This is a genomic window from Chryseoglobus sp. 28M-23, assembly GCF_014789785.1.
In the GTDB taxonomy this organism is placed as follows: domain Bacteria; phylum Actinomycetota; class Actinomycetes; order Actinomycetales; family Microbacteriaceae; genus Microcella; species Microcella indica.
In genome coordinates this window covers 439580-460395 of sequence record NZ_CP061846.1, presented here as the reverse complement: position 1 = coordinate 460395, position 20816 = coordinate 439580, and the positions used below count along the sequence as shown (strand labels likewise).

The window sequence follows — 20816 nt, the reverse complement described above, 5'->3', positions numbered from 1 at the left end:
CAGGCCCACCCCTCGGGCAAGCCATGTCAGATGTCACCTATCCGTGCAGCAGACCCGTCGCTGCTTTTGCTACCCGCTCCCGTGCCACCTCAATCGTCATCCCATCAGACAACCAATCTGATACGTCGAGGGTCGACACGGTGCTTGTCGCATCTGTCCAGTTGATGTCATCAAGCACGGTCTGATGAGCACTTCGGCGCTCCACCCCCGCGGCGATGAATGAAGTCAAGGTCTCGGCATCCAGCTCGAAGCTGATTTGCGACTCTGTGTTGTGTTGAACGTCCCAACGGAAGATGTTCACCCCGCCAGCTTCCGCGGATGTGACGGCTGCGTCGCTCGTGCGAACGTCATTGTCCATAAAGCCCGCCACCTCATAGCCGATTTCGGCTAGTGCGAGAGCTCGCAATGGGACCTCCGAACCGCCCATCCCGTCCTGGATCGCGATTCCCTCGCCGGCAGAGGTCGATAGACCGATAGTGGTTCGTTCTTCATCCCAGTAGTCCAGCATTTGGAGAAGGAGGCCATGTTCCGTCTTTCCTTCCGCAACGATCACGCGACGAGCGAGAAGGGTTGATGGTCGGGATCGACGAACACGCTGAAGAACATCCGAGGCCCCTCCAAGCGAGGTGACAGTTACCGTCCCGCTTACCGAACGAACGGTTGCGAGGTTCTCAATCTGGGCTTGCTCCACGATCACCGGCGAGTGAGTGGTGACCACAACCTGCGAGTACGCGTCGTCAGTGAGCAGATAGTTAAGCAAGCGAACCGCTCGATGCGGCTCCAAGCCGTCTTCAATTTCGTCGACAACGGCAACAGCACGATTGCCCGCCGCTAGTTGCTGGACTGCGAAGCTCGCAAGTCTCCTGCTTCCGAGACCAAAACTGGTGAGCGGCACCATGCTCTCGTACAACGCAAGTCCAGCACCCATGGAGGAACGGGAGGTGTCAAGTCCAGGTTTGATGTCTTCGAAGCGGCCGCCGCCGATCGCGTTTGCTCGCTCTTGAATCTTCTGTGCGAGATCGGCAAGCGAGGAGCTTTCGTGACTCGCAAGAGCGGATTGTGCAGCTCGGGATGCAGCTGCCAGCGCGTCCCGCTCGCCGCCGTCCTGCGCGGACATGCGACCAAGCGCCGATGTCCGGCTCCATCGCAGTTGAGTGTCGGTACGGTCGTCGATCTTGAAGGTTGAGAAGTGGCGTCGCTGCGCGACCGTCAGCATGGTTTCCTGTCCATCGACCCGCTCGACCGTCCACTTTGGCTCCAAGCTGGAATCAACCGACAGGCTCGCAATCAGTGCCGGTGAATATGAATCTTCAGGATCTTGGTGCAGCTCCCCGTCATCGTCTACCCCACTCAGCCACAATCCGAAAGCGGTGTCTTTACGAAGAGAGTCGGGAAGATCGATAAGTACGGCACGGATTGATATTGGCTCATCGACGTTCCCCCCGTAGAAGTCAATGTCCGAAATTGGGATGTTCCAGCGGTCGCCGAGTAGGTAGTGGATCGCATCAAGAAGTGTTGACTTGCCGCTGTCGCCTGGACCAACAAGCACGACCAGGCGCTGGTCAGCCGGGAGGGTCCAGTCGAGTGACTTAATGCCGCGGAAATTTCGAATCTGTAGTCGCCTGATCCGCATGCTTCACCCAGCCTCTGCCCTGGCGAGGAACTCGACACTCTCGACTTCCGGCTGAATCACTTTGACTCACCCTTCAAGATGGTCCCTAGAGACTTGTGAAGCGAGCGCAGGATCTTCGCGCCCTCGGCGCTCGGGCGGGCAAGCCCGTCCTCAACGAGCCGACTCGCAATAACCCTCTTGCCTGGAATCGTGAGCTTTTCAGATCGAGCCCATGTGGCCTGACCCCGTGTTTCGGTCCACGCCGTTTGGGAGTCGTCACGGGTTTCGATGCGTGCAGTCCCGAGCATAGGCCGCCGGGGTCCGTGAATCCCCCCGGCGTGTTCGGAGAGCGTATTGCTGGTGTCAGCCCGCTTGTTCGAGGGGCTCGGTCAGAGCATATTCGAGCTGCTCCAGTTCGATCGGGGTGAGGTCATCGATCGAACTGTGGATGCGTTCGGTGTTAAACCACTGCACCCAGTCCGCGGTCGCGGCCTCGACCTGATCGACGTTTCGCCAGGGCCCTTCGTGATGGATCAACTCGGTCTTATAGAGTCCGATCTGGGACTCCGCGAGGGAGTTGTCGTAGGCGTCGCCGACGGATCCAACCGAGGGGTCGATGCCTTCCTCGATCAGGCGGTCGGTGAAGGCAATGGACGTATAGACGCTGCCGGCATCGGTGTGATGCGTCAGTCCGGCGAAGTCGGCGACGCCCTCGCGGCGCCTGGTCCAGAACGCCATCTCCAGGCAGTCGAGCACCAGCGGCGTCGTCATTCTCGTCGCCGCCCGCCAGCCCAGGATGCGGCGGGAGTGAACATCGAACACGAACGCGACGTAAACCCATCCGGACCACGACCACACGTAGGTGAAGTCAGCGACCCAGAGTTGGTTCGTGCGGAACCTGGCGAAATGCCGATCGACAAGGTCGGCAGGTCTGGTCTCGCGCGGGTCAGCATCGACCGGATTGGTGCGTTTCCCACGTCGCACGCCAGCGATGCCGAGCTCGCGCATGAGGCGCTCCACCGTGCAACGGGCAATGTCGTGGCCCTCGCGGCGCAGACGCAACCAGAGCTTCCGAGCGCCCAGCACGCGCCGTTGCCGCTGCCAGCAGCCCAGCACGATCGGCTTCCACCGCTCATCGGACACCTGCCGCGCTGAGGGTCGACGCTTGCGGGCGTCATAGTAGGTCGATGGGGCGATCTTCACCTCATGCTGGGTGAGCACGGCGCAGATCGACTCGACACCCCATCGCAGGCCACCATCATTGCGGTCCTTGTGGTCGGTGATGAACGCGACTATCGCTTCGCTGGCCGGTCGAGTTCGGCCGCGAAGAAAGCCGAAGCCGCCTTCAATATCTCGTTCGCCCGCCGCAACTCGGCGTTCTCTCGTTTGAGCTTCTTGATCTCCGCCTGCGCCTCGGTGGTCACCCCCGGCCGTTGGCCGACATCGACCTGCTGCCGCCGAATCCAGGTTCGGACCGTTTCGGGCGAGCCGATGCCGAGCATGCCGGCGACCGCGGTGATCGCGGCGTGCTCGCTGGGATAGTCAGGCCGCACCTCGGCGACCATGCGGACTGCGCGCTCACGAAGCTCGCGCGGATACTTGTTGGGTCGTGCCATGAGACTGATCCTTCCAAGGAATCGAGTCTCCGAACACGCCGGGGGGATTCACCGGTAGCCGAGCGCGGAGTGGCGACGGCCATGGTTGTAGTCCCTTTTCCAGTCGCCGATCACGACCCGGGCATGGTGCAGGCTGTAGAAACTGTTCAGGTTCAAACACTCGTCGCGAATGCGGGAGTTGAACGATTCCACGTAGCCGTTGCGCCACGGCTGGCCCGGCGGAATGTAGGAGATCCCCACCGAGTCGTTCGCCCAGTCGGCGAGGGTTTGGGAGACGAACTCGGGCCCGTTGTCGCACCGCAACACAGTCGGCAGGCCACGGTGGGCGACGATGCGCTCCAGTTCGTCCACGAGCCGGTCGGCGGTGATCGAGCGCTCCACGAGCCCGCCGACGCATTCGCGGGTGTGCTCATCGATGATCGAGGCGATCTTCAGGTTGCGACCGTTCTCGGTGGCATCGAACTGGAAATCCACCGCCCACACCGTGTTAGGCGCGTCAGCCGGGATAGGTTCAGCGGTGGAGGCGCCGACGCGTTTGCGGCGACGACGCACGATCACCCGCAGGCCTTCCTCACGCCAGAGCCGTTGGATCTTCTTGACGTTCACCACCCAGCCCTCACCGACGGCGTCGGCGTGGGCGTTGCGGTAGCCGCGCCGAGGATGAGTCTTCGCCCACGCTCGCAGCCACGTCCGCAATGCAGCGTCTGGGTCGGCGCAGGTCTCCGAGACCAAGGGTCGGCGCCAGGCCGATCTGCTCAGCCCGACCAGACGACACGCCATCCGCTCACTGATGTCGAACACGCTCAGCAAGTGACGGATCGCGGCGCGGCGTCTGCCCGGGCCTAAAAGTTTCCCTCTGCCAGCTCCTTCAACGCCGCCTTCTCCAGCTCCGCCTCAGCCAGCAGTCGCTTCAAGGTCGCGTTCTGTTTCTCGAGCTCTTTGAGCCGTTTCGCGTCTTCTGCTTTCAGGCCGCCGTATTGGTTGCGCCACCGGTAGTAGGTCTGCTCCGACACGCCGAGCTCCCGGCAGGCAGCTGCAACGTCGCCGCCATCGGCCAGGACACGGTCAGCGATGCCGAGCTTGCGAACGATCTGTTCCGGCGTGTGCCGGCGCCTTCTCGTGGTCATGATGAATCCAGTCTTCCTCCCCGACGAGCGGGGCAACAAGACGACTCTCATAACGAACGGACCGAAAATCTGGGGTCAGGCCACATGTTTCAATGACGCTTGGCCACGGGACGCTTCTATCGGGCAACTCCGGGAGGTCGGGAATGTCCGAGTTGTGTATACGCGGGTTGGCTTCCGCGATGAGCGACCGAACGGCTGTTCGGTATGAATCGGCATCTAGGAGATTTTCGAGGGTCACCGCGCCTAGCGTGACGATCTGGGTCGCCAAGACGCCACCCTTTATGAGAGCTTTGCGGAGGTCCGCACCTCCAGCATCGCCATCCACGAGAAACGCGACGCGAGCACCTGCAAGATCCAGGTCGGGATACATGGCAGAAGGTGTTTCGGAGATTCCCGGCGCGACTTGATACTCCAGATCTTCGAGTCCAACGGCGGCCTTGATCAGCGAAGGAAGCAGCAACATCTCCGATGCACCTTCCGCCAGGACAACGTAGCGAGCGGTCGAGAAGGCGGCGGCCCCTGCCCCCATCGCCAGCATCAGCGGCGAGAACCCAGCAGCGCCGTGCCAAAAACTGCCTTCGACGACGCTCCGCTGACCATTCGACTTGTCAGGTAGGACGGCACGAATGTTCGACCCGAGGTCGGGTGGCAAGCAAGCAGGCGAGTGCGTGGTGTAGATGATCTTCGCGGCTTGCTGTTGGCGCATAAACGTGTTGACTAGATCGGCCTGCGCATCGATGTGAAGGTGTGTCTCAGCCTCATCGATCAACAAGACAGGCGGAACAGTTTGGCCTCTGACCGCGAGGAACGCGACGAGGGCAACGAACATCTGGAGACCGGCGCTCCGCTCATCGAACTGCGTGATTGTCGACCCGTCTTGCTTGATGCGGATAGAAAGTACAGTCCTCTCGATCTTGAGCTGCACGGTAATGTTCGACTGTCTCCAGGCAACTTCGAACTTGCTCTGAAGTGTTTGATTAGCGCGCTCGATGTGAGTTTCGCGCGCTCCCTCGTCCCCATTACTAATGGTTCTCCAAAGCTCTGCCAACGAGAGCTCGGCCATGGTTGCGACGTTGTTCAGAGCCGCTGGTGGCTGCGCGACAACTTCTTCCGACAACGTGTAGGTCGAAGAAAGCGTTCGGTCTTCTTCGGCAAAGAGAAGGATGTCTGGCGCCCGACTGTGAAGACGCTCGGCAACCTCCGTTGTCGGGTCTTTGCGGCTCAACCACTGATCGACGCCTTCGAGCGCTTCTCGAATGGGACTCGATATCCCATGCTCGGCAAACTCGGCGATCCAAGATGCAGGGTTTAGGTCTGCGGCAACCTTGAGGTAGTCAGGTGCATCGCTGTCCACTCTGAGCAATTGGACAGCGTCCGACAGGCGCTGATGAAAAGACTCTCGACGCTCGTCAGGTCCATCCTCGTCCTCGCTTGTGGATGGGCCTACTTCTAGTTCAGCCAGCGCCTTCTTGGTTGCGGACTTCGTGACGGCCTTCAGGGCTGCGACAAGAGGTCCGGTTGCCTTTCGCGGCGCTGGTTCGACCCGAGTCGCCGTTTCGCCGGGGCCAGCAGTCCGAGACAGCCAGAGCGATGTCGGAGGCTCCTGAAGGTCAAGGTTTGCTACCTCTGCGCGATCGTCGTCGTTCAATAGGTACTGAGCCCTGACTACGACGTGCTTGTCAGCAACTTCGGGCTGGGCGCCACGAGATCGTTCGGTAACGGACAGACTCTTGCCGTTGTCGATATATGCAAGCGCCTTCAGCAGCGTCGTCTTGCCCGCCTCGTTCGGACCGACTATCGCGATGACCTTGTTGTCGAGATTGATCTTGCCTTGAGCGAGACGTCCGAAACCGCTGAACTCCGCTTTGACGAGCCTCACTTGGTACCGCCGTTCCCCGCGAATAGCTCGGCCTGCTCCAGAACGAGCTCAACTGCTTTGTCCTCCTGGTCAGGTGGATAGTCATACTTGGCCAGGAGGCGCCGCACCTTCGCACGCATCGCAGCACGAACGCTGTCCTTCAAATTCCAGTCAATCGTCGCACTGACACGTACGGCAGAGACAAGTTCGTGTGCGATCTTCTTGAGGGTGTCGTCGCCCAGCTCGAGTACGGCTGCGTCATTCGTGGCGATGGCGTCATAGAAGGCGATCTCGTCCTCGGCGAGGCCGAGGTCTTCGTGCCGCTTGGCATCGTCCCTCATCTGTTTGGCGAGCTTGACGAGTTCAGCGATGATCTCCGCGGTGGTCAGCGATCGGTTGGTGTACTTGTTTATCGCCTCTTCAAGTTGCTCACTGAACTTGCGGCCCTGAACAAGATTGGTGCGCTGTACCGTTCGGATCTGATCATTGAGCAACCGGCGGAGAAGCCCCATCTGCAGGTTCGGTCGGTCCTTGTCAGCGAGTGAATCAAGGAACTCATCAGAGAGGATCGAAAGGTCTGGTGTCTCAACTCCGGCCAACTTATAGATGTCGACGACCTGGTCTGCGGCAACGGCCTCGTTAACCAGCTGGCCGATCGCAGTGTCAATCTCGACGGCACCAGACCCTCCCCGACCTGAATCAGGGTTGAGAATCTTGAGAATGGCAGCCCGCACGTCGGTAAAGAGGCGGATGTCGTCACGAATCTCTGCAGCCTCTTCGGTGGCCCCGGCAAGCGCGTAGGCCTTGGCCAGTGCGAGGACCTGATCGTTGTAGCGGCTTGTCCGATCAGGGTCGGCCATGACGAAGTCGAGGACCTTTGCGTACTGGGCCAGTCGCTCGGACGCGGATAGAGCCGGTGAAGAGTTGTAGTCGCAGCCATGCAGTAGACCGCGGATGACATCGTGCTTCTCCAGCATCACAGCTACGAGTTCCTCGATCGGCACTCCGGCCTGGTCACGGTCCGACGGCGAGTACTCGACAAGTGCATCCTGAAGATTCGAGAAGACCCCGATGTAGTCGACGACCAAGCCACCGGGCTTGTCGCGGAAGGTGCGGTTGACCCGAGCGATGGCCTGCATAAGGCCGGCACCCTGCATGGTCTTGTCGACGTACATGGTGTGCATGGATGGAGCGTCGAAGCCGGTCAACCACATGTCACGAACGATCACGAGCTCAAGCGGATCGTCCGGGTTCTTGGCACGCGCCTTCAGATCCTTGCGCACGTCCTTGGAGTGGATGTGCGGCTGGAACTCAGCCGGGTCCGCAGCGGAGCCGGTCACGACCACCTTGATTTTGCCCTTGGCAGGATCGTCCGAATGCCAGTCGGGGCGGAGCGCGACGATCTTCTCGTAGAGGCGAACGGCGATGCGGCGCGACATTGTGACGATCATGCCCTTGCCGAACTGCGCCTCTCGACGCTTCTCCCAGTGCTCGACGACATCGCGTGCAATTAGATCGAGCCGTTCCTCCGCTCCAACAATTGCTTCGAGACGCGACCAACGCGACTTCGCTCGCGAGGCAGCATCCTCTTCGACTTGCTCGGTGATTTCATCGGCGAGTTCGTCCAGCGCTGCGTAGTCATCGACGCTGAGTTCCACTTTTGCGAGGCGAGACTCGTAGTAGATCTTTACGGTTGCGCCGTCCTCGACTGCGCGAGTCAGGTCATAGATGTCGACATAGTCGCCGAACACCGCCTTGGTGGACTTGTCGTTCGATTCAATCGGAGTGCCAGTGAAGCCCAGATAGGTGGCGTTGGGCAAAGCATCTCGCATGTGCTTCGCAAGGCCAGCTCTAAGGGTTCCGTCGGCAGAGAGAGTTTCACCGAATCCGTACTGTGAGCGGTGCGCTTCATCCGCGACAACTACAACGTTGCGTCGTTCGGTCAGAACAGGATTGGCGTCTCCGTCTTCGCCCGGCCGGAACTTCTGAAGTGTCGTGAAGACGATGCCACCTGATGCACGACGCAAGAGAGTGCGTAGTCCGGCCCGTGTGTCAGCCTGGACCGGCTTCTCCGGAAGAATCTCGGCGGGTGCGAAGACCTCGCCGAAGAGCTGGTCGTCCAGGTCGTTGCGGTCGGTGATGAATACCAACGTCGGGTTCTGCATGCGGGGATCGCGCATGATCTTCGCGGCGTAGAACACCATCTCGAAGCTCTTACCTGAGCCCTGCGTGTGCCAGACCACACCGCCACGTCGGTCGCCATCGACGCCCGAGGCTTTCACCGTCGACTCGACAGCCGCGTTGACCGCCCAGTACTGGTGGTACTTGGTGACGCGCTTGATCAGCGCCTTGATCTTCTGACCGGTCTTCTTGTCCGTGACACTCTCTTCGCTGAAGACCACGAAGTTGCGCACTATGTCGAGGAAGCGGTGCTGGTCGAAGATGCCCTTAATCAGCACTTCGAGCGCCGGGAGATTTGTCACGACTTCCCGACCGTCGACGGTCTTCCACGGCGCGAAGTGTTCGAAGCCGCCAGTGAAGGAACTCATGGCCGCGCTCGTGCCATCGGAGATAACGGCAACAGCGTTCGGAAGGAACAGTGACGGAATGTCGTGACGATACGTCTGGAGTTGATTCCACGCGCCCTTTAGGGTCGCGTGCTCATCGGTTGGATTCTTCAACTCGAGCAGCCCGAGCGGGATGCCGTTGACGAACACGATCACGTCTGGCCGGCGGTTCTTCCCGTTCTCAATGATCGTGAACTGATTAATCGCGACCCAGTCGTTGTTGGTCGGGTCGTCGTAGTCGATCAACCCGATGCGAACGGTGCGAACTGCTCCGTCGGCCCCCCTGTGCTCTACCGGCACGCCTCCCGTGATGAGCTTGTGAACACGAAAGTTCTCGGCAACAGGGTTCTGAGACTCTGCTCGCCCAAGACGCACGATTGCTTCGTCGATTAACGCTCCGTCAACGCCTGGATTGATGCGTCTGACTGCGGAGCGAAGCCGCGCCTGAAGGTAAACCTGCTCGAAGGACGTGCGTTCTTGCCCAGGCTCACCTGGTGCAAGGCTGGGTCCCCACGCAGTCTGATAGCCGAGCTGTGCGAGGTACTCCAAAGCGGCATCTTCGACGGTCGCCTCATTTACGTTGCTCATGCGCGCACCCCATCGGTGGAGCGAGGGAGGATATTTCCAGACAGTAGGTCCGGGAGAATTGCATCGCGAGTTGAAGCCAGGGCAAGATTTTCATCCCGAAGCTGTTTCATTCGATCGAACAACGGCTGGCTTGCGTCGTTGAACTCAGCAAGCGCAGATTCGATCGGCGGCGAGATCTTGTAGTCATCAAGATTGCTTGCAGCGAATCGCTGGCGACCAGACGTTCCCGTCATGCCACGGATCGCGAATTCGCGCACTGACTCATGGCGAACCAGACAGTAGATCCATGCAGTGGAGATCAACCCACGAGGACCAAGGACGATGTATTCGGTTGAGCCCCAACCAACTTCGTCGGGATCAAGCATGTCCACTACGGCAGTCTTCCCGTTTTCGAGGCACGGCGTGATCCGAGCCATCAGAACATCGCCATTGATGAACTTCTGTCCAGACCCGTACACCTTTGTCTCCCACTCGTAGATCTCTGCGGCAAACTCTGGCAACGAGGACATACCGACGTAAGTGGCGTTACTTCCTCGAGGGAGAGAGCGGCGCGGATTAACGTGCACCAAGTCGGAAATCGGTACACCTGTCGGGTCCTGCGAGACGTCAAACAACTGATCAAACCTTGATCGAACAAGCGCTTCGATCAAGGACTGTGCCCGCCGGTTCGACGCAATCTTGTCGTCAAGTGCGCCTAGGGTCGCTGCGACCTCTCTCTGTATCTGACGATCAGGAAGGCGTACTTTCTCGGTGTCGAGGAAGTGCTCAAACTGAAAGTTTGCGATTCCGGTGGAGCGATTCTGATACGACCAGGTCCGTTCCTCGGCATACATGCCCTGCAGCCACCAATAGACGTAATGGGGATCTGCAAGTTCCTTATCAATACGGACGAGTCGGCAGAAACTGGCGGGTATCACGTCATGCGAGAAACCATCAAGTAGCCTCTCCGAAACGAAGACCGTGCGCCCGGTAGGGCGTTCAGATGTCCCTCCCGAGATCTCCAAAATGATGTCGCCAACCTGGAGTTTGCGTTGCGGAATCTTTCGAGCTGCCTCCCACCGGACAGGGACGCGGGACGTGTCTCCGTGGGCAACAGCTGGAAAGTCTGCACCTCGAATGACAGCAACTTGCTCCGTACCTACTTCGTGAGCGTCGAGTCCCCAGCCGCCTCCCACGGCCCGCTCAACGAGTGCTCGCATTGGTACCGAAGATGCCGTCACGAGCTTAGATCTCCGAGGCGTTCCCGTACCTCATCCTCAATCTCACGCCCGTGGTCGAATTCTGCAAGAAGCGCCGCGGTGAGCCTCTCAATCCTCTCGGGCAAGGGCTCGCTATCGTCTTCGACATCCTCCGCTCCGACATACCTGCCAGGCGTAAGGACAAAGCCATGCTTTTCAATCTCATCGATCGTTGCCGACTTCGCGAATCCTGGGACATCTTCGAACCCGCCATCATTGTTGCGCCAAGAGTGGTAGGTCCCCGAAATCAAAGCAATGTCATCGTCGCTAAGTTCGCGCAACTTTCGGCTGACCAGCTTGCCCACCTTGCGCGCGTCGACAAAAAGAGTCTCACCGCGGCGCTCACGATGACCGTTTCCGTGACGGTTCTTGGACAGGAACCAGAGGCTAACTGGGATTCCAGTGCTAAAGAACAACTTGTCCGGAAGGGCGACCACGCAATCGACGAGATCGGCTTCAACGAGCTTTCGACGTATCTCCCCCTCGCCGCTGGTCTTTGAGCTCAAGGAACCATTGGCTAAGACGAATCCCGCAGTGCCGTTCGGTGCGAGGTGGTGAAGGAAGTGCTGAACCCAGGCGAAGTTTGCATTGCCCTCTGGTGGCGTGCCGTACTTCCATCGCGGGTCGTCAGCGAGCTTTGCGTCCCACCAGTTCGAAACATTGAAGGGCGGATTTGCGATGATGAAGTCGGCGCGCAGGTCAGGGTGTAGATCCTGCGTAAATGAGTCCGCAGAACGGTCGCCCATGTCGGCCTCGATGCCGCGGAGAGCCAAGTTCATCTTGGCCAGCTTCCAAGTCGCGTCGGTGAACTCCTGGCCATAGACGGAGATGTCAGTGCGCTTGCCACCATGGGCCTTCACGAACTTGGACGACTCGACGAACATTCCCCCAGAGCCTGCGGCTGGATCGTAGACACGACCCTTGTACGGTTCGAGCATCTCGACGAGCAGTTTCACAACCCAGCGCGGGGTGTAAAACGCACCGGCATCCTTGCCGGTCTCTTTGCCTGCGAACTGTCCAAGGAAGTACTCATAGACACGACCGAGCACATCGTCGCTGCCGTGATCGTCGGTTTCCGTGAAGCCGATAGATCCAATCAAGTCCACGAGCTGGCCAAGACGTCCCTTGTCGAGTCCTTCGCGACCATAGTTGCGCGGCAGGACTCCACGAATGACCGGGTTCTCCTTCTCAATGAGATCCATCGCCTTGTCGATGTCTTGGCCGATGCTTGGCAGCTTGGCTTTCGCCTGAATGGAGTCCCATCGCGCGTCAACCGGGACCCAGAACACGTTGTGGCTGGTGTATTCGTCGCGGCTTTCGATGAACTGCTGACGGCGAGCCTCGTTAGGGATGAAATCATCCGATGCCGGATCACTCAGCGAAGACTCGATTGACTTTCGACGCTCCTCGAATCTGTCGGAGATGTATTTGAGGAAGACGAGGCCGAGGACGACGTGCTTGTACTCAGAGGGCTCCTGGTTCCCACGCAAGGCGTCGGCAGCATCCCAAAGCCTTTGCTCCAGGGTTTTCGCTTGCTTCGGCTTTGCTGATGGTCTGGCCATGTTCTTGAGTCTTCTCCTCCACACCGAAGTGCGATTAGTCAGTTGTCCACGAGTCTCCGCTTCAGGTTATCGGCGCACTCAGACACTGGAACCTGACGAGTTCGGGCGATTCACCCCCGGGAGGAACCTCGAACCGAGAGCTGAATTCTGCTCTATTTATAACACGATGGGGTGATTCTGCCCACCCCTTAAGCCGGTTGGAGGAACCGCGAAGACAAATGGGGCGGCGGCCAGCCGGACGAGAACTCAAGGTTCTGCAGTCCAGCCAGTCGCCGCTGAGTCAGAGAGTGTCTTCTCTGAAGATGGGCAACACGTCCTGGTCGAGGACCGGAACGACGCGAACATCAGTGGCCAACGCCCACCGCTCCAGCAGGAGCATCGCCCAGATGACTGCCTCCCAGTAGTCGGTGTACTTCGCAGCGTTCCGATGCCACTCGGTCTCGCCGATCACCTGCACTTCGACCCTGTAGACCAGGGTCTCCGTAAGCAGCGAGAGGACGGTCTCGGGGACATCGGTTGTGTTGCCATCCTCGTCAGGCGCGCCGACAATGACAGCGTTGCCGACCAGCATGGCCCGCTGCCTGGCTTCCGGAACGTGGAACCACCACAGGAAGGTCATGCGCGAATTCAAGGGCAGATGCTGCAACAGTCCCTCCTCATTGACGAAGACCATGACCCCGAGTGACGGGATGTTGACTGCTTCGATCCACCCGCCGACGGCCTGCTGATAATCGCCGAACTCCGAGAACTCGCGAACTTCGAGCGCGGCTTCTGCGTCGTGTGGCACGACGATGCCTTTCGTCATGACTTCAACCTCCTTGATGCGAGCGGCCGGGAACCGGGTGGTTCTCTGATTAGCCGCACAGCACCAACGAGGGCGAAAGGTAGGCGACGGCCGCCCCGGGAGAGCGCAGGACGCGCTCTATCCCTAGGGCGACCGCCGACGCCAGTCACTCTTCGGTGGACGACTTGCCCTTGGCGCGTGATGCGCTTGCGGGGGCTGGTTCACCACCGAAGATGGCCTCGATCGCGCTCTGCTTGGTCTTCGCTTCGCGCTCGATCTCGGCTCGAACCGTCTCGGCCCTGGCGAGCACCTTCGGGTCGGACTTGCTGGTCACGACCCAGGCCTCGAGGGCGATTCGGATCTCTTCGGTGACGCTGCGGTCGTTGAGCTGGGCGATAACGTCCAGCTGCGCGCGCAGGTCATCGGTGATGCGCACAGCGAGCGTCCGCATCTGACTGGTTACCGGATACGCTCCGGCCGGCGGGGTGGCATCGGTCATGATGCTCCTCACCTCCTCCTCTTCGAGCGGCCGACGAACCCGGAACTGGGTTCCTCTGCTTGAGCCGCTCTCGGACGAGGAAGCGTGGGGATGAGTATGAACCGAGCGCGTCAGGCGTCAATATTCCGTTCGGATACGTTGGCAAAAGCACAACACTTGACTGCCTATTGACGGCTTAGGTCAACGAGGGCTCCAGCGCGAGACGGTCACAGCCAGACCGGTGAAAACATGCCTCGCGTTGAAGTAGATATCCGGATCACCACGAGTGACGGCCTCGTATATCGGGATCTTCTCGCCACTCCAAGAGAGCCTTAGTCGCAAAGGAAGCAAGGTGGTCTTGCCGAGAGTCTCGAGTTGAGTCCTGAGTCGTTGGTCCTGATCTGAGCGTTCAATTTCGGGAGAGAAGACTTCCACAACCTCTCCACCGACTCTGAGCGAAGGTGTCCCCATTCGGAGACGCGGAGGTATGCGCAGATCAAGTCCGACGCGGACTTCGTCACCAACTACCACGACGACGAGTCGCGCTCGCGGTTGTGTCCACGGGGTCTTGCCGAGGATCAGAAGAGCGAGCTTCTGGATGCCTGCATCGCTCCACCGGCGAACAGTTCGAGGATCGACGTAGTGTATCTCTGAGAACTCAACGAGCCGGTCAAGCGACGTCTCCCGGCTGGTCCCCCACCCGAGGCTGGCCATCGCCGCTTCGATCTCTCGGTCTCCGCTTTGCTCTTGTGCGAGATCAACGAGTCGCTTTAGTGCGACTGATGGATCTGCGCCGCCGAACGCCATGAGGATCGCGCGAGCGCGAGTCAGCTTCGACTCGTCGAGCTGACCTGGAAGCTTGCGCAATGCGCGCAGCTCACCAGTGATCGTGGCCTTCAATGAGTTAGTTGGCATCAGCTAATGTCCGGTGGGCAGAGGAGCCTGATCATCAACTTATTGCCGAGAGTCTCGGTACTTGCGCCCGTCGCCTGGTCCAGCCAGTGAACGGCGAACTTCGGCCAGAGCTCTCCTCGCCAAACGACAGCCAAGGATGTCTCCAGACCGGAATCCGGCACCAACATGGTGCCTCGTAGGCGTGCATGTTCAGCGTCGTCTCGTACTTCTCGAACCCAGTTGAGCGGCGGGTCGCTGTGTCGATTACCGACCAACACCTCGACCTCCACGTCACCCATTTCGACAACGAGAGGCCTAACCGTGCGCAGCATGACCGCGCTGCCCTGGTCGAGAGAGTTGATAGCGACGTCCAGGGAGGGAACCGACTCAACGGCCCAGTTCGAGGCGATGAGTACTGACAGCGCTTCCAAGCCTTTGTCGCTTAGGCGGCGCACCTGTCGCTGATCCAAGCCGCCCAGGTCGCCTCCCGCTTCCACAAGCCGGTCGAGGTGCGTCGCTCCACTACTGCTGAATCCAAGAGAGGCCGCGGCTGCTTTCGCGCTCCGACCCGAGGTTGCGTCCAGCAAGGCGTGCTGTAGCCGGGTGTAAGCAAGATAGGGATCACCATCCCCGAGGAGCCGCGTAATGGTTCTGGACGTGGCGAGGCTCTCAACCGTGACGCCAGTTGTTCCGCGTCGCAGTTCCTTCAGTTCTCGTAGGACTTCGCTCTGCAGGGATTCGTCCAAGTTCGATGTCACTTTTCTGTCACGACGGGGACAAGGCTCGATTGATTCGATCTTCTCAGAGGTTCGGACCCGAACTTCTTATCAAAGTCGAAGGGACATCTCATGTTCGAAACGAAGACCGAGCTGGCTCCTCTCGGGGGCGCCTTCAGCTCGAACGGACTGGCGCAGATGAGCGGCAGCGCGCAGCGCCAGACCGGCCGCGAGATCGAGCGCGTTCAGGCGCAGGCGCTCGTGGCCGATGTGCGGGAGCAGGGCCGGGCGCTTCTCACCAACACGGCGCTGCGGAACGTCGGCGCCTTGTCGGCGCTCGAGGCGCACCTGATCCAGGTCGCCCCACTGGGTGAGGCGCGCTACAAGCACATCGTCGACGCATACGCCATGGGCGCCGCGCAGGCCGTGGCGCGGTGGTGAGCCGTGCAGTACCTGGCGCTGATTGCGCTGCCCTTCCTGCTCGCAGGTGGACTCATCTACTGGGCAGGGGTTGGGGTGATGTCGCTCGTGGACTGGTGGCGTGACCGGCGGCGACGTCGCATCGCTCGAATCGAGGCCGAACTTGACCGTCAGCAGGCGGAACTTCGAGCCACCATCCTGAATCCCCCCGGCGTGTTCGGAGAGCGTATTGCTGGTGTCAGCCCGCTTGTTCGAGGGGCTCGGTCAGAGCATATTCGAGCTGCTCCAGTTCGATCGGGGTGAGGTCATCGATCGAACTGTGGATGCGTTCGGTGTTAAACCACTGCACCCAGTCCGCGGTCGCGGCCTCGACCTGATCGACGTTTCGCCAGGGCCCTTCGTGATGGATCAACTCGGTCTTATAGAGTCCGATCTGGGACTCCGCGAGGGAGTTGTCGTAGGCGTCGCCGACGGATCCAACCGAGGGGTCGATGCCTTCCTCGATCAGGCGGTCGGTGAAGGCAATGGACGTATAGACGCTGCCGGCATCGGTGTGATGCGTCAGTCCGGCGAAGTCGGCGACGCCCTCGCGGCGCCTGGTCCAGAACGCCATCTCCAGGCAGTCGAGCACCAGCGGCGTCGTCATTCTCGTCGCCGCCCGCCAGCCCAGGATGCGGCGGGAGTGAACATCGAACACGAACGCGACGTAAACCCATCCGGACCACGACCACACGTAGGTGAAGTCAGCGACCCAGAGTTGGTTCGTGCGGAACCTGGCGAAATGCCGATCGACAAGGTCGGCAGGTCTGGTCTCGCGCGGGTCAGCATCGACCGGATTGGTGCGTTTCCCACGTCGCACGCCAGCGATGCCGAGCTCGCGCATGAGGCGCTCCACCGTGCAACGGGCAATGTCGTGGCCCTCGCGGCGCAGACGCAACCAGAGCTTCCGAGCGCCCAGCACGCGCCGTTGCCGCTGCCAGCAGCCCAGCACGATCGGCTTCCACCGCTCATCGGACACCTGCCGCGCTGAGGGTCGACGCTTGCGGGCGTCATAGTAGGTCGATGGGGCGATCTTCACCTCATGCTGGGTGAGCACGGCGCAGATCGACTCGACACCCCATCGCAGGCCACCATCATTGCGGTCCTTGTGGTCGGTGATGAACGCGACTATCGCTTCGCTGGCCGGTCGAGTTCGGCCGCGAAGAAAGCCGAAGCCGCCTTCAATATCTCGTTCGCCCGCCGCAACTCGGCGTTCTCTCGTTTGAGCTTCTTGATCTCCGCCTGCGCCTCGGTGGTCACCCCCGGCCGTTGGCCGACATCGACCTGCTGCCGCCGAATCCAGGTTCGGACCGTTTCGGGCGAGCCGATGCCGAGCATGCCGGCGACCGCGGTGATCGCGGCGTGCTCGCTGGGATAGTCAGGCCGCACCTCGGCGACCATGCGGACTGCGCGCTCACGAAGCTCGCGCGGATACTTGTTGGGTCGTGCCATGAGACTGATCCTTCCAAGGAATCGAGTCTCCGAACACGCCGGGGGGATTCATCCTCCACCTCGCTGACCAGCTGGGAGTCGAAGCTCACGAGGCGCGCAAGGCGCTCATCCGCGAGTCGTTCCTCGCGTCGGGCAAGGTTCCTCCGCCCGAGTAGTGCCGCCAACAACGGGAGGATGCGCGAGCTCGTGCGTCCTCCCGTTGTTCATTCCACATCAGCCGCAACTGCGGCAGCCACTACCTGACAAGACGCGGCATGCGGCCCCTGTGCGTCGCCGTCCGCCCGACCTGTCTCGTCGCCTGACCCCGTCAAGCGACCGGAACATTGCCGACCAGCCGACATTCCCGCATAACCATCCCTCGACACCCGGCACACATCCGGGCGAGGAAGGAGAACTGATGAAACAGAATGAAGCCGACAACCCGCCGCAGCCGAAGCGGTTCAAGGTGGTCTACGCGGACCCGCCATGGGACATCGCCCAGAAGGGTGCCCGCGGCGCGAGCCAGCACTACGACGTCATGAGCCTGGAACGCATCAAGGCGATGCCGATCGGGGATCTCGCCGACGACAACTCGACCTTGCTGCTATGGGTGACGAACGCTGCCCTGCCGGCGGGGCTTGAAGTCATGGAGGCCTGGGGCTTCCGCTACATCACGAACGTCGTCTGGGACAAGTACTACATCGGCCTCGGGAACTACTTCCGTGGGAGCCACGAGATCCTGCTCCACGGCGTGCGCGGCAAGGCACCGTTCAAGTTCCACGGACAGCGATCAACCCTGCTGTTCCCGCGGCAGGACCACTCCCGCAAGCCCGAGGAGATGATCCCGCTGATCGAGCGCGTGCTCGACGGCCCGTACCTGGAACTGTTCGCCCGGCAGCGTCCGAACAGTCACAAGGACTGGAGCATCTGGGGCAACGAGATCGATTCCGACATCACGATTCCTGGCTACCCGGTGCCGAGCGACTTCGCCCGGCAGTCCACCGTCAACGGAGACCGGGAGGGATGAGGCGTGGCTGGATCGGAGCCGACCACGCTCGCTCGCCGCATGCTGAGCTTCTGCTTCGCCGTGCTCGTCAGCGTCGTCCTGCTGACCCTCGCGCTGGAGCTCCTGGCGAAGATCTGGGGCTGGCTTGCCCTCATCGCGGTGCTCGTGAGTGGCGTGTGGTTGGCCGTGAAGGTGCGCCAGTGGAGGTCGCAGAAGTGGTGATGAGCATGAGCACGTTTACCTCTGACAAATCGTTGCGGAATGAACAACATCGCTTGACAAGCAGGCCCGATGAGTTCATAACCGGTGCCAACCCAATTGGGACTTCCCTGCGACCGCTCCCCACCGCGAGCACCTCGGAGCAGAACAGAAGGGAGGTTTCCTATGTCTCAGCGCCGTAAGCGCAAGACCCCAGGCCGCCGCGTCTGGGTCTTCAGCGAACTCAATCACGACCTGCAACCTGAGCAGATCGCCCGCATCCTTGTCGCCGCAAGCCTCGAGCAGGCCCAGTGTGAGGCCGACGCCCGCCGCCTCGCAGCAGAGATGGGCAACTCCGACGTTGTTGACGGATCTGGTGGCGAGGGAGGTCGTCATGACTGATGTCGTCTTCCACACCGCTCACCTTCCTCGTCCCCTTGAGGCGGCAAGCGTTCGCAGGATTATCGAATCGCTGGCTCGTCCGACCGCACCGCGGCCGGACGTATTCGAGCTTCGGGCTGACGACGCGGGAGTGCGCCATCTCGTTGGTGTCGCCCCCGAGTCGATCCATCAGCTCACGCAACTGATCTCGACCTCGGTCTTCGACGGTCGCACGACGAAGGCTGAAGCGCGGGAACCGCTGCCGACAGTCAGACGCGTCGAACTGTCCGGCGGCCTGCCCGTCAAGACCGACGACATCGAGGCTTCAACCCACGCCGTCTACTCAGCAATGAGCGCGCGCAAGCGCGGTGAGGTCGTGGCCCTCCAAGTCGCCCTCGGTGCCGCGCACAGCCCCCAACTCGTACCGGACAAGGTCGCCAGCCCGGCGCAGCAGTCGTTGTGGCAGACCCTCACCACGGGGCCTGCGCCCGCCAGTGCTGAGGTGCGTCGCCGGATGAAGACTCGCGCTGCACAAGCGACCATCATGACGACGATCCGAATCGGCGTCACAGCAGCCACACCTGCTCGTCGGCAACACCTGACCCTGATGCTGTTCGCCGCCCTCCAGGGACTCGAGGCGCCTGGTGCGACGCTGCGGCTCGTCGCCGAGCAGGCTGGCGTGTTCAACGCGGCAACTCTCAGCCGTCGCCCGTCAGGCCGACTCAGTGTCGACGAGGTCATCGAATTGCTCGGCTGGCCGATCGGCGACGCCGAACTACCCGGCATGCCGAGCACCCACCCTCGACGCATCGCTCCACCCAAAACCCTCAGCTCGTCGGACGGCGTCTTCGCCACCAGTAACTCACCCGGCAATGAACGCCATGTCGGAATTACGGCGACGGCAAGGCTGCAGCACACCGTCGTCACCGGGCCGACCGGTTCTGGGAAAAGCATGGTGCTGGCTCGGCTCGCGCTCGACGACATCGCGGCAGGCCGGCCACTGGTTCTGGTGGACCCGAAGCGGCAGCTCGTGGACTACATCGTCGACCACGCTCCAGCCGATGCGGCGGGTCGGATCGTGATCCTCGATGCGGCTGACGATCGGCCGGTCGGCTTCAACCCGCTCGACACCAAGGGCCGACCAGCCGACGTCGTTGTCGACGGAATCCTGTCCTCACTGAAGGCCGTCTTCCACGACGGCTGGGGACCGCGCACCGAGGACCTCCTCCACGCAGGACTCCTCACGCTGGCCCGGGCAGGTGATGCGCGCAATGAGCCGTACACGCTGATCGACCTCCCCCGCCTTCTAACCGACGCAGCTTTCCGCCGTTCGGTTGTCGGCGCTGTCGCAAACGACCAGACCTTGTCGTCTTTCTGGGCAGCGTTCGAGGAGATGAGCGTCGGGCAACGGGCAGCCGTTATCGGCCCACCAATGAACAAGCTGCGCAAGTTCGTCCTGCGGCCAAACGTCGCCGCAGTGCTCGGACAATCACGCCCGGCCTTCCGACTGCGGGATGTCTTCCGCGACGGCGCCCATGCCGTGCTCGTGCCCCTCAACGATGCGCTCCTCGGGCCGGGCGCAGCGCAGTTGCTCGGCAGTCTGATCGTGGCTGAAGTGTGGATGGCAACCCTCGAGCGCGCTGGCGAGAAGGAGCCCACCAAACGGCCCGGGATGGTGTTCGTGGATGAGGTGCAGCAGTTCCTGAACCTGCCCACCTCGATTGCGGACGCGCTCGCCACCTCCCGCTCGTACGGTGTCGGTTGGCACCTGGCCCACCAGTTCCGAGACCAACTTTCCCCCGCCATGCGCGCCGCGTTCGATGCGAACGCTCGCTCGAAAATCGTCTTCGCGCTCGGCCCCGACGACGCACGAGACATGGCCCGCATGGCTCCTCGGCTGGTCGTGGAGGACTTCCAGTCACTCGCCCCCTACGAGATCTACGCCACCCTCGTCGACCGCGGAGCGCCTTCTGGTTGGTTGTCCGCGAAGACGCTGCCACCCGAGAAGCCGAGCCGACACGGCGATCTGATTCGCAGAGCAAGCCGCGACCAGTTCGGCACCGCGATCGCGAACGAGGTGCCGTCGCCCCCGCCTGAGCCGCCGCGTGCGGAGCCGGGGTCGCACCGGCGAGCGAGGCGAGCATGAGCGCCCAGTTCGTTGCCTCCAAGTGTGGTGTGACCTCTGGGGCAGGTATTCCGGTCGCTATTCCGGCCACGACGACCACCACCGGCCCACAGGCCCGCACCGTGGCCGCTGGTGGCGGCAACTGGGATGGGACTCCGCTGCTTTGCCTCACCGGT

General features: G+C 61.3%; 17 protein-coding genes. 5 read left to right on the top strand and 12 right to left on the bottom strand.

All coding sequences use genetic code 11. The features are described 5' to 3' along the window. Window positions 1–37 precede the first annotated feature (37 nt). The 11 genes from IE160_RS02300 to IE160_RS02250 form a co-directional block, all read right to left on the bottom strand. Window positions 38–1633 (bottom strand): ATP-dependent nuclease, encoded by a 1596-nt coding sequence (locus IE160_RS02300; RefSeq protein ID WP_191151541.1) that lies wholly within the window; start codon window positions 1631–1633, stop codon window positions 38–40. 342 nt (window positions 1634–1975) lie between these two features. Beyond that, a protein-coding gene (locus IE160_RS02295; RefSeq protein WP_179872076.1) for an IS3 family transposase occupies window positions 1976–3228 on the bottom strand; the annotation gives its coding sequence in 2 pieces (ribosomal slippage) (window positions 1976–2946 and window positions 2946–3228; 1254 coding nt in all). A 48-nt stretch (window positions 3229–3276) separates the two neighbouring features. Next, window positions 3277–4355, bottom strand: a protein-coding gene (locus IE160_RS02290; protein WP_224744533.1) for an IS3 family transposase whose coding sequence is annotated in 2 segments (ribosomal slippage) — window positions 3277–4085 and window positions 4085–4355 — 1080 coding nt in all. Because the reading frame shifts where the segments join, the coding sequence is not laid out codon by codon here. Next, the gene (locus IE160_RS02285; protein WP_191151539.1) at window positions 4294–6234 is read right to left on the bottom strand and encodes an AAA family ATPase; all 1941 of its coding nucleotides are present in this window, start codon (window positions 6232–6234) and stop codon (window positions 4294–4296) included. The genes IE160_RS02290 and IE160_RS02285 overlap by 62 nt, the downstream gene beginning before the upstream one ends. Further along, on the bottom strand, window positions 6231–9368 hold the full coding sequence (locus IE160_RS02280; protein ID WP_191151538.1) for a type I restriction endonuclease subunit R: 3138 nt from the start codon (window positions 9366–9368) through the stop codon (window positions 6231–6233). Before IE160_RS02280 ends, IE160_RS02285 begins: the two co-directional genes overlap by 4 nt. Beyond that, window positions 9365–10588 (bottom strand): restriction endonuclease subunit S, encoded by a 1224-nt coding sequence (locus tag IE160_RS02275; protein ID WP_191151537.1) that lies wholly within the window; start codon window positions 10586–10588, stop codon window positions 9365–9367. The genes IE160_RS02280 and IE160_RS02275 overlap by 4 nt, the downstream gene beginning before the upstream one ends. Next, the gene (locus tag IE160_RS02270; protein ID WP_191151536.1) at window positions 10585–12168 is read right to left on the bottom strand and encodes a class I SAM-dependent DNA methyltransferase; all 1584 of its coding nucleotides are present in this window, start codon (window positions 12166–12168) and stop codon (window positions 10585–10587) included. The genes IE160_RS02275 and IE160_RS02270 overlap by 4 nt, the downstream gene beginning before the upstream one ends. 280 nt (window positions 12169–12448) lie before the next feature. Further along, a complete protein-coding gene (locus IE160_RS02265; RefSeq protein ID WP_191151535.1) occupies window positions 12449–12973 on the bottom strand; it encodes a DUF3846 domain-containing protein in 525 nt (174 codons plus the stop codon). A 145-nt stretch (window positions 12974–13118) separates the two neighbouring features. Next, window positions 13119–13451: a YlcI/YnfO family protein gene (locus IE160_RS02260; protein ID WP_191151534.1), complete on the bottom strand. Its 333-nt coding sequence runs from the start codon at window positions 13449–13451 to the stop codon at window positions 13119–13121. 180 nt (window positions 13452–13631) lie between these two features. Further along, on the bottom strand, window positions 13632–14330 hold the full coding sequence (locus IE160_RS02255) for a hypothetical protein (protein ID WP_191151533.1): 699 nt from the start codon (window positions 14328–14330) through the stop codon (window positions 13632–13634). Between the two features lie 14 nt (window positions 14331–14344). Next, window positions 14345–15070 (bottom strand): hypothetical protein, encoded by a 726-nt coding sequence (locus IE160_RS02250; protein WP_191151532.1) that lies wholly within the window; start codon window positions 15068–15070, stop codon window positions 14345–14347. A gap of 102 nt (window positions 15071–15172) precedes the next feature. Here IE160_RS02250 and IE160_RS02245 point away from each other — a divergent pair, with 102 nt between their 5' ends. Further along, window positions 15173–15481, top strand: coding sequence for a hypothetical protein (locus IE160_RS02245; protein WP_191151531.1), 309 nt, complete (start codon window positions 15173–15175; stop codon window positions 15479–15481). Between the two features lie 217 nt (window positions 15482–15698). Here the strand turns inward: IE160_RS02245 and IE160_RS02240 are convergent. Then, window positions 15699–16951, bottom strand: a protein-coding gene (locus tag IE160_RS02240) for an IS3 family transposase (protein ID WP_179872076.1) whose coding sequence is annotated in 2 segments (ribosomal slippage) — window positions 15699–16669 and window positions 16669–16951 — 1254 coding nt in all. Because the reading frame shifts where the segments join, the coding sequence is not laid out codon by codon here. 397 nt (window positions 16952–17348) lie between these two features. Here IE160_RS02240 and IE160_RS02235 point away from each other — a divergent pair. From IE160_RS02235 to IE160_RS02220, 4 genes are all read left to right on the top strand, one after another. Then, window positions 17349–17957: an MT-A70 family methyltransferase gene (locus IE160_RS02235; protein ID WP_191151530.1), complete on the top strand. Its 609-nt coding sequence runs from the start codon at window positions 17349–17351 to the stop codon at window positions 17955–17957. A gap of 3 nt (window positions 17958–17960) precedes the next feature. Beyond that, entirely contained in the window at window positions 17961–18158 is a 198-nt protein-coding gene (locus IE160_RS02230; RefSeq protein ID WP_191151529.1) for a hypothetical protein, read from the top strand. A 162-nt stretch (window positions 18159–18320) separates the two neighbouring features. Continuing rightward, the gene (locus IE160_RS02225; protein ID WP_191151528.1) at window positions 18321–18536 is read left to right on the top strand and encodes a hypothetical protein; all 216 of its coding nucleotides are present in this window, start codon (window positions 18321–18323) and stop codon (window positions 18534–18536) included. After that, window positions 18529–20661, top strand: a complete 2133-nt coding sequence (locus tag IE160_RS02220) for a type IV secretory system conjugative DNA transfer family protein (RefSeq protein ID WP_191151527.1) — start codon at window positions 18529–18531, stop codon at window positions 20659–20661. The genes IE160_RS02225 and IE160_RS02220 overlap by 8 nt, the downstream gene beginning before the upstream one ends. Window positions 20662–20816: the final 155 nt, after the last annotated feature.

Coding starts and splice junctions, on each gene's coding strand:
- IE160_RS02300 (WP_191151541.1), bottom strand. CDS start 1,633: ATGCGGATCAGGCGACTACAGATTCGAAATTTCCGCGGCATTAAGTCA.
- IE160_RS02280 (WP_191151538.1), bottom strand. CDS start 9,368: ATGAGCAACGTAAATGAGGCGACCGTCGAAGATGCCGCTTTGGAGTAC.
- IE160_RS02270 (WP_191151536.1), bottom strand. CDS start 12,168: ATGGCCAGACCATCAGCAAAGCCGAAGCAAGCGAAAACCCTGGAGCAA.
- IE160_RS02265 (WP_191151535.1), bottom strand. CDS start 12,973: ATGACGAAAGGCATCGTCGTGCCACACGACGCAGAAGCCGCGCTCGAA.
- IE160_RS02260 (WP_191151534.1), bottom strand. CDS start 13,451: ATGACCGATGCCACCCCGCCGGCCGGAGCGTATCCGGTAACCAGTCAG.
- IE160_RS02245 (WP_191151531.1), top strand. CDS start 15,173: ATGTTCGAAACGAAGACCGAGCTGGCTCCTCTCGGGGGCGCCTTCAGC.
- IE160_RS02235 (WP_191151530.1), top strand. CDS start 17,349: ATGAAACAGAATGAAGCCGACAACCCGCCGCAGCCGAAGCGGTTCAAG.
- IE160_RS02225 (WP_191151528.1), top strand. CDS start 18,321: ATGTCTCAGCGCCGTAAGCGCAAGACCCCAGGCCGCCGCGTCTGGGTC.
- IE160_RS02220 (WP_191151527.1), top strand. CDS start 18,529: ATGACTGATGTCGTCTTCCACACCGCTCACCTTCCTCGTCCCCTTGAG.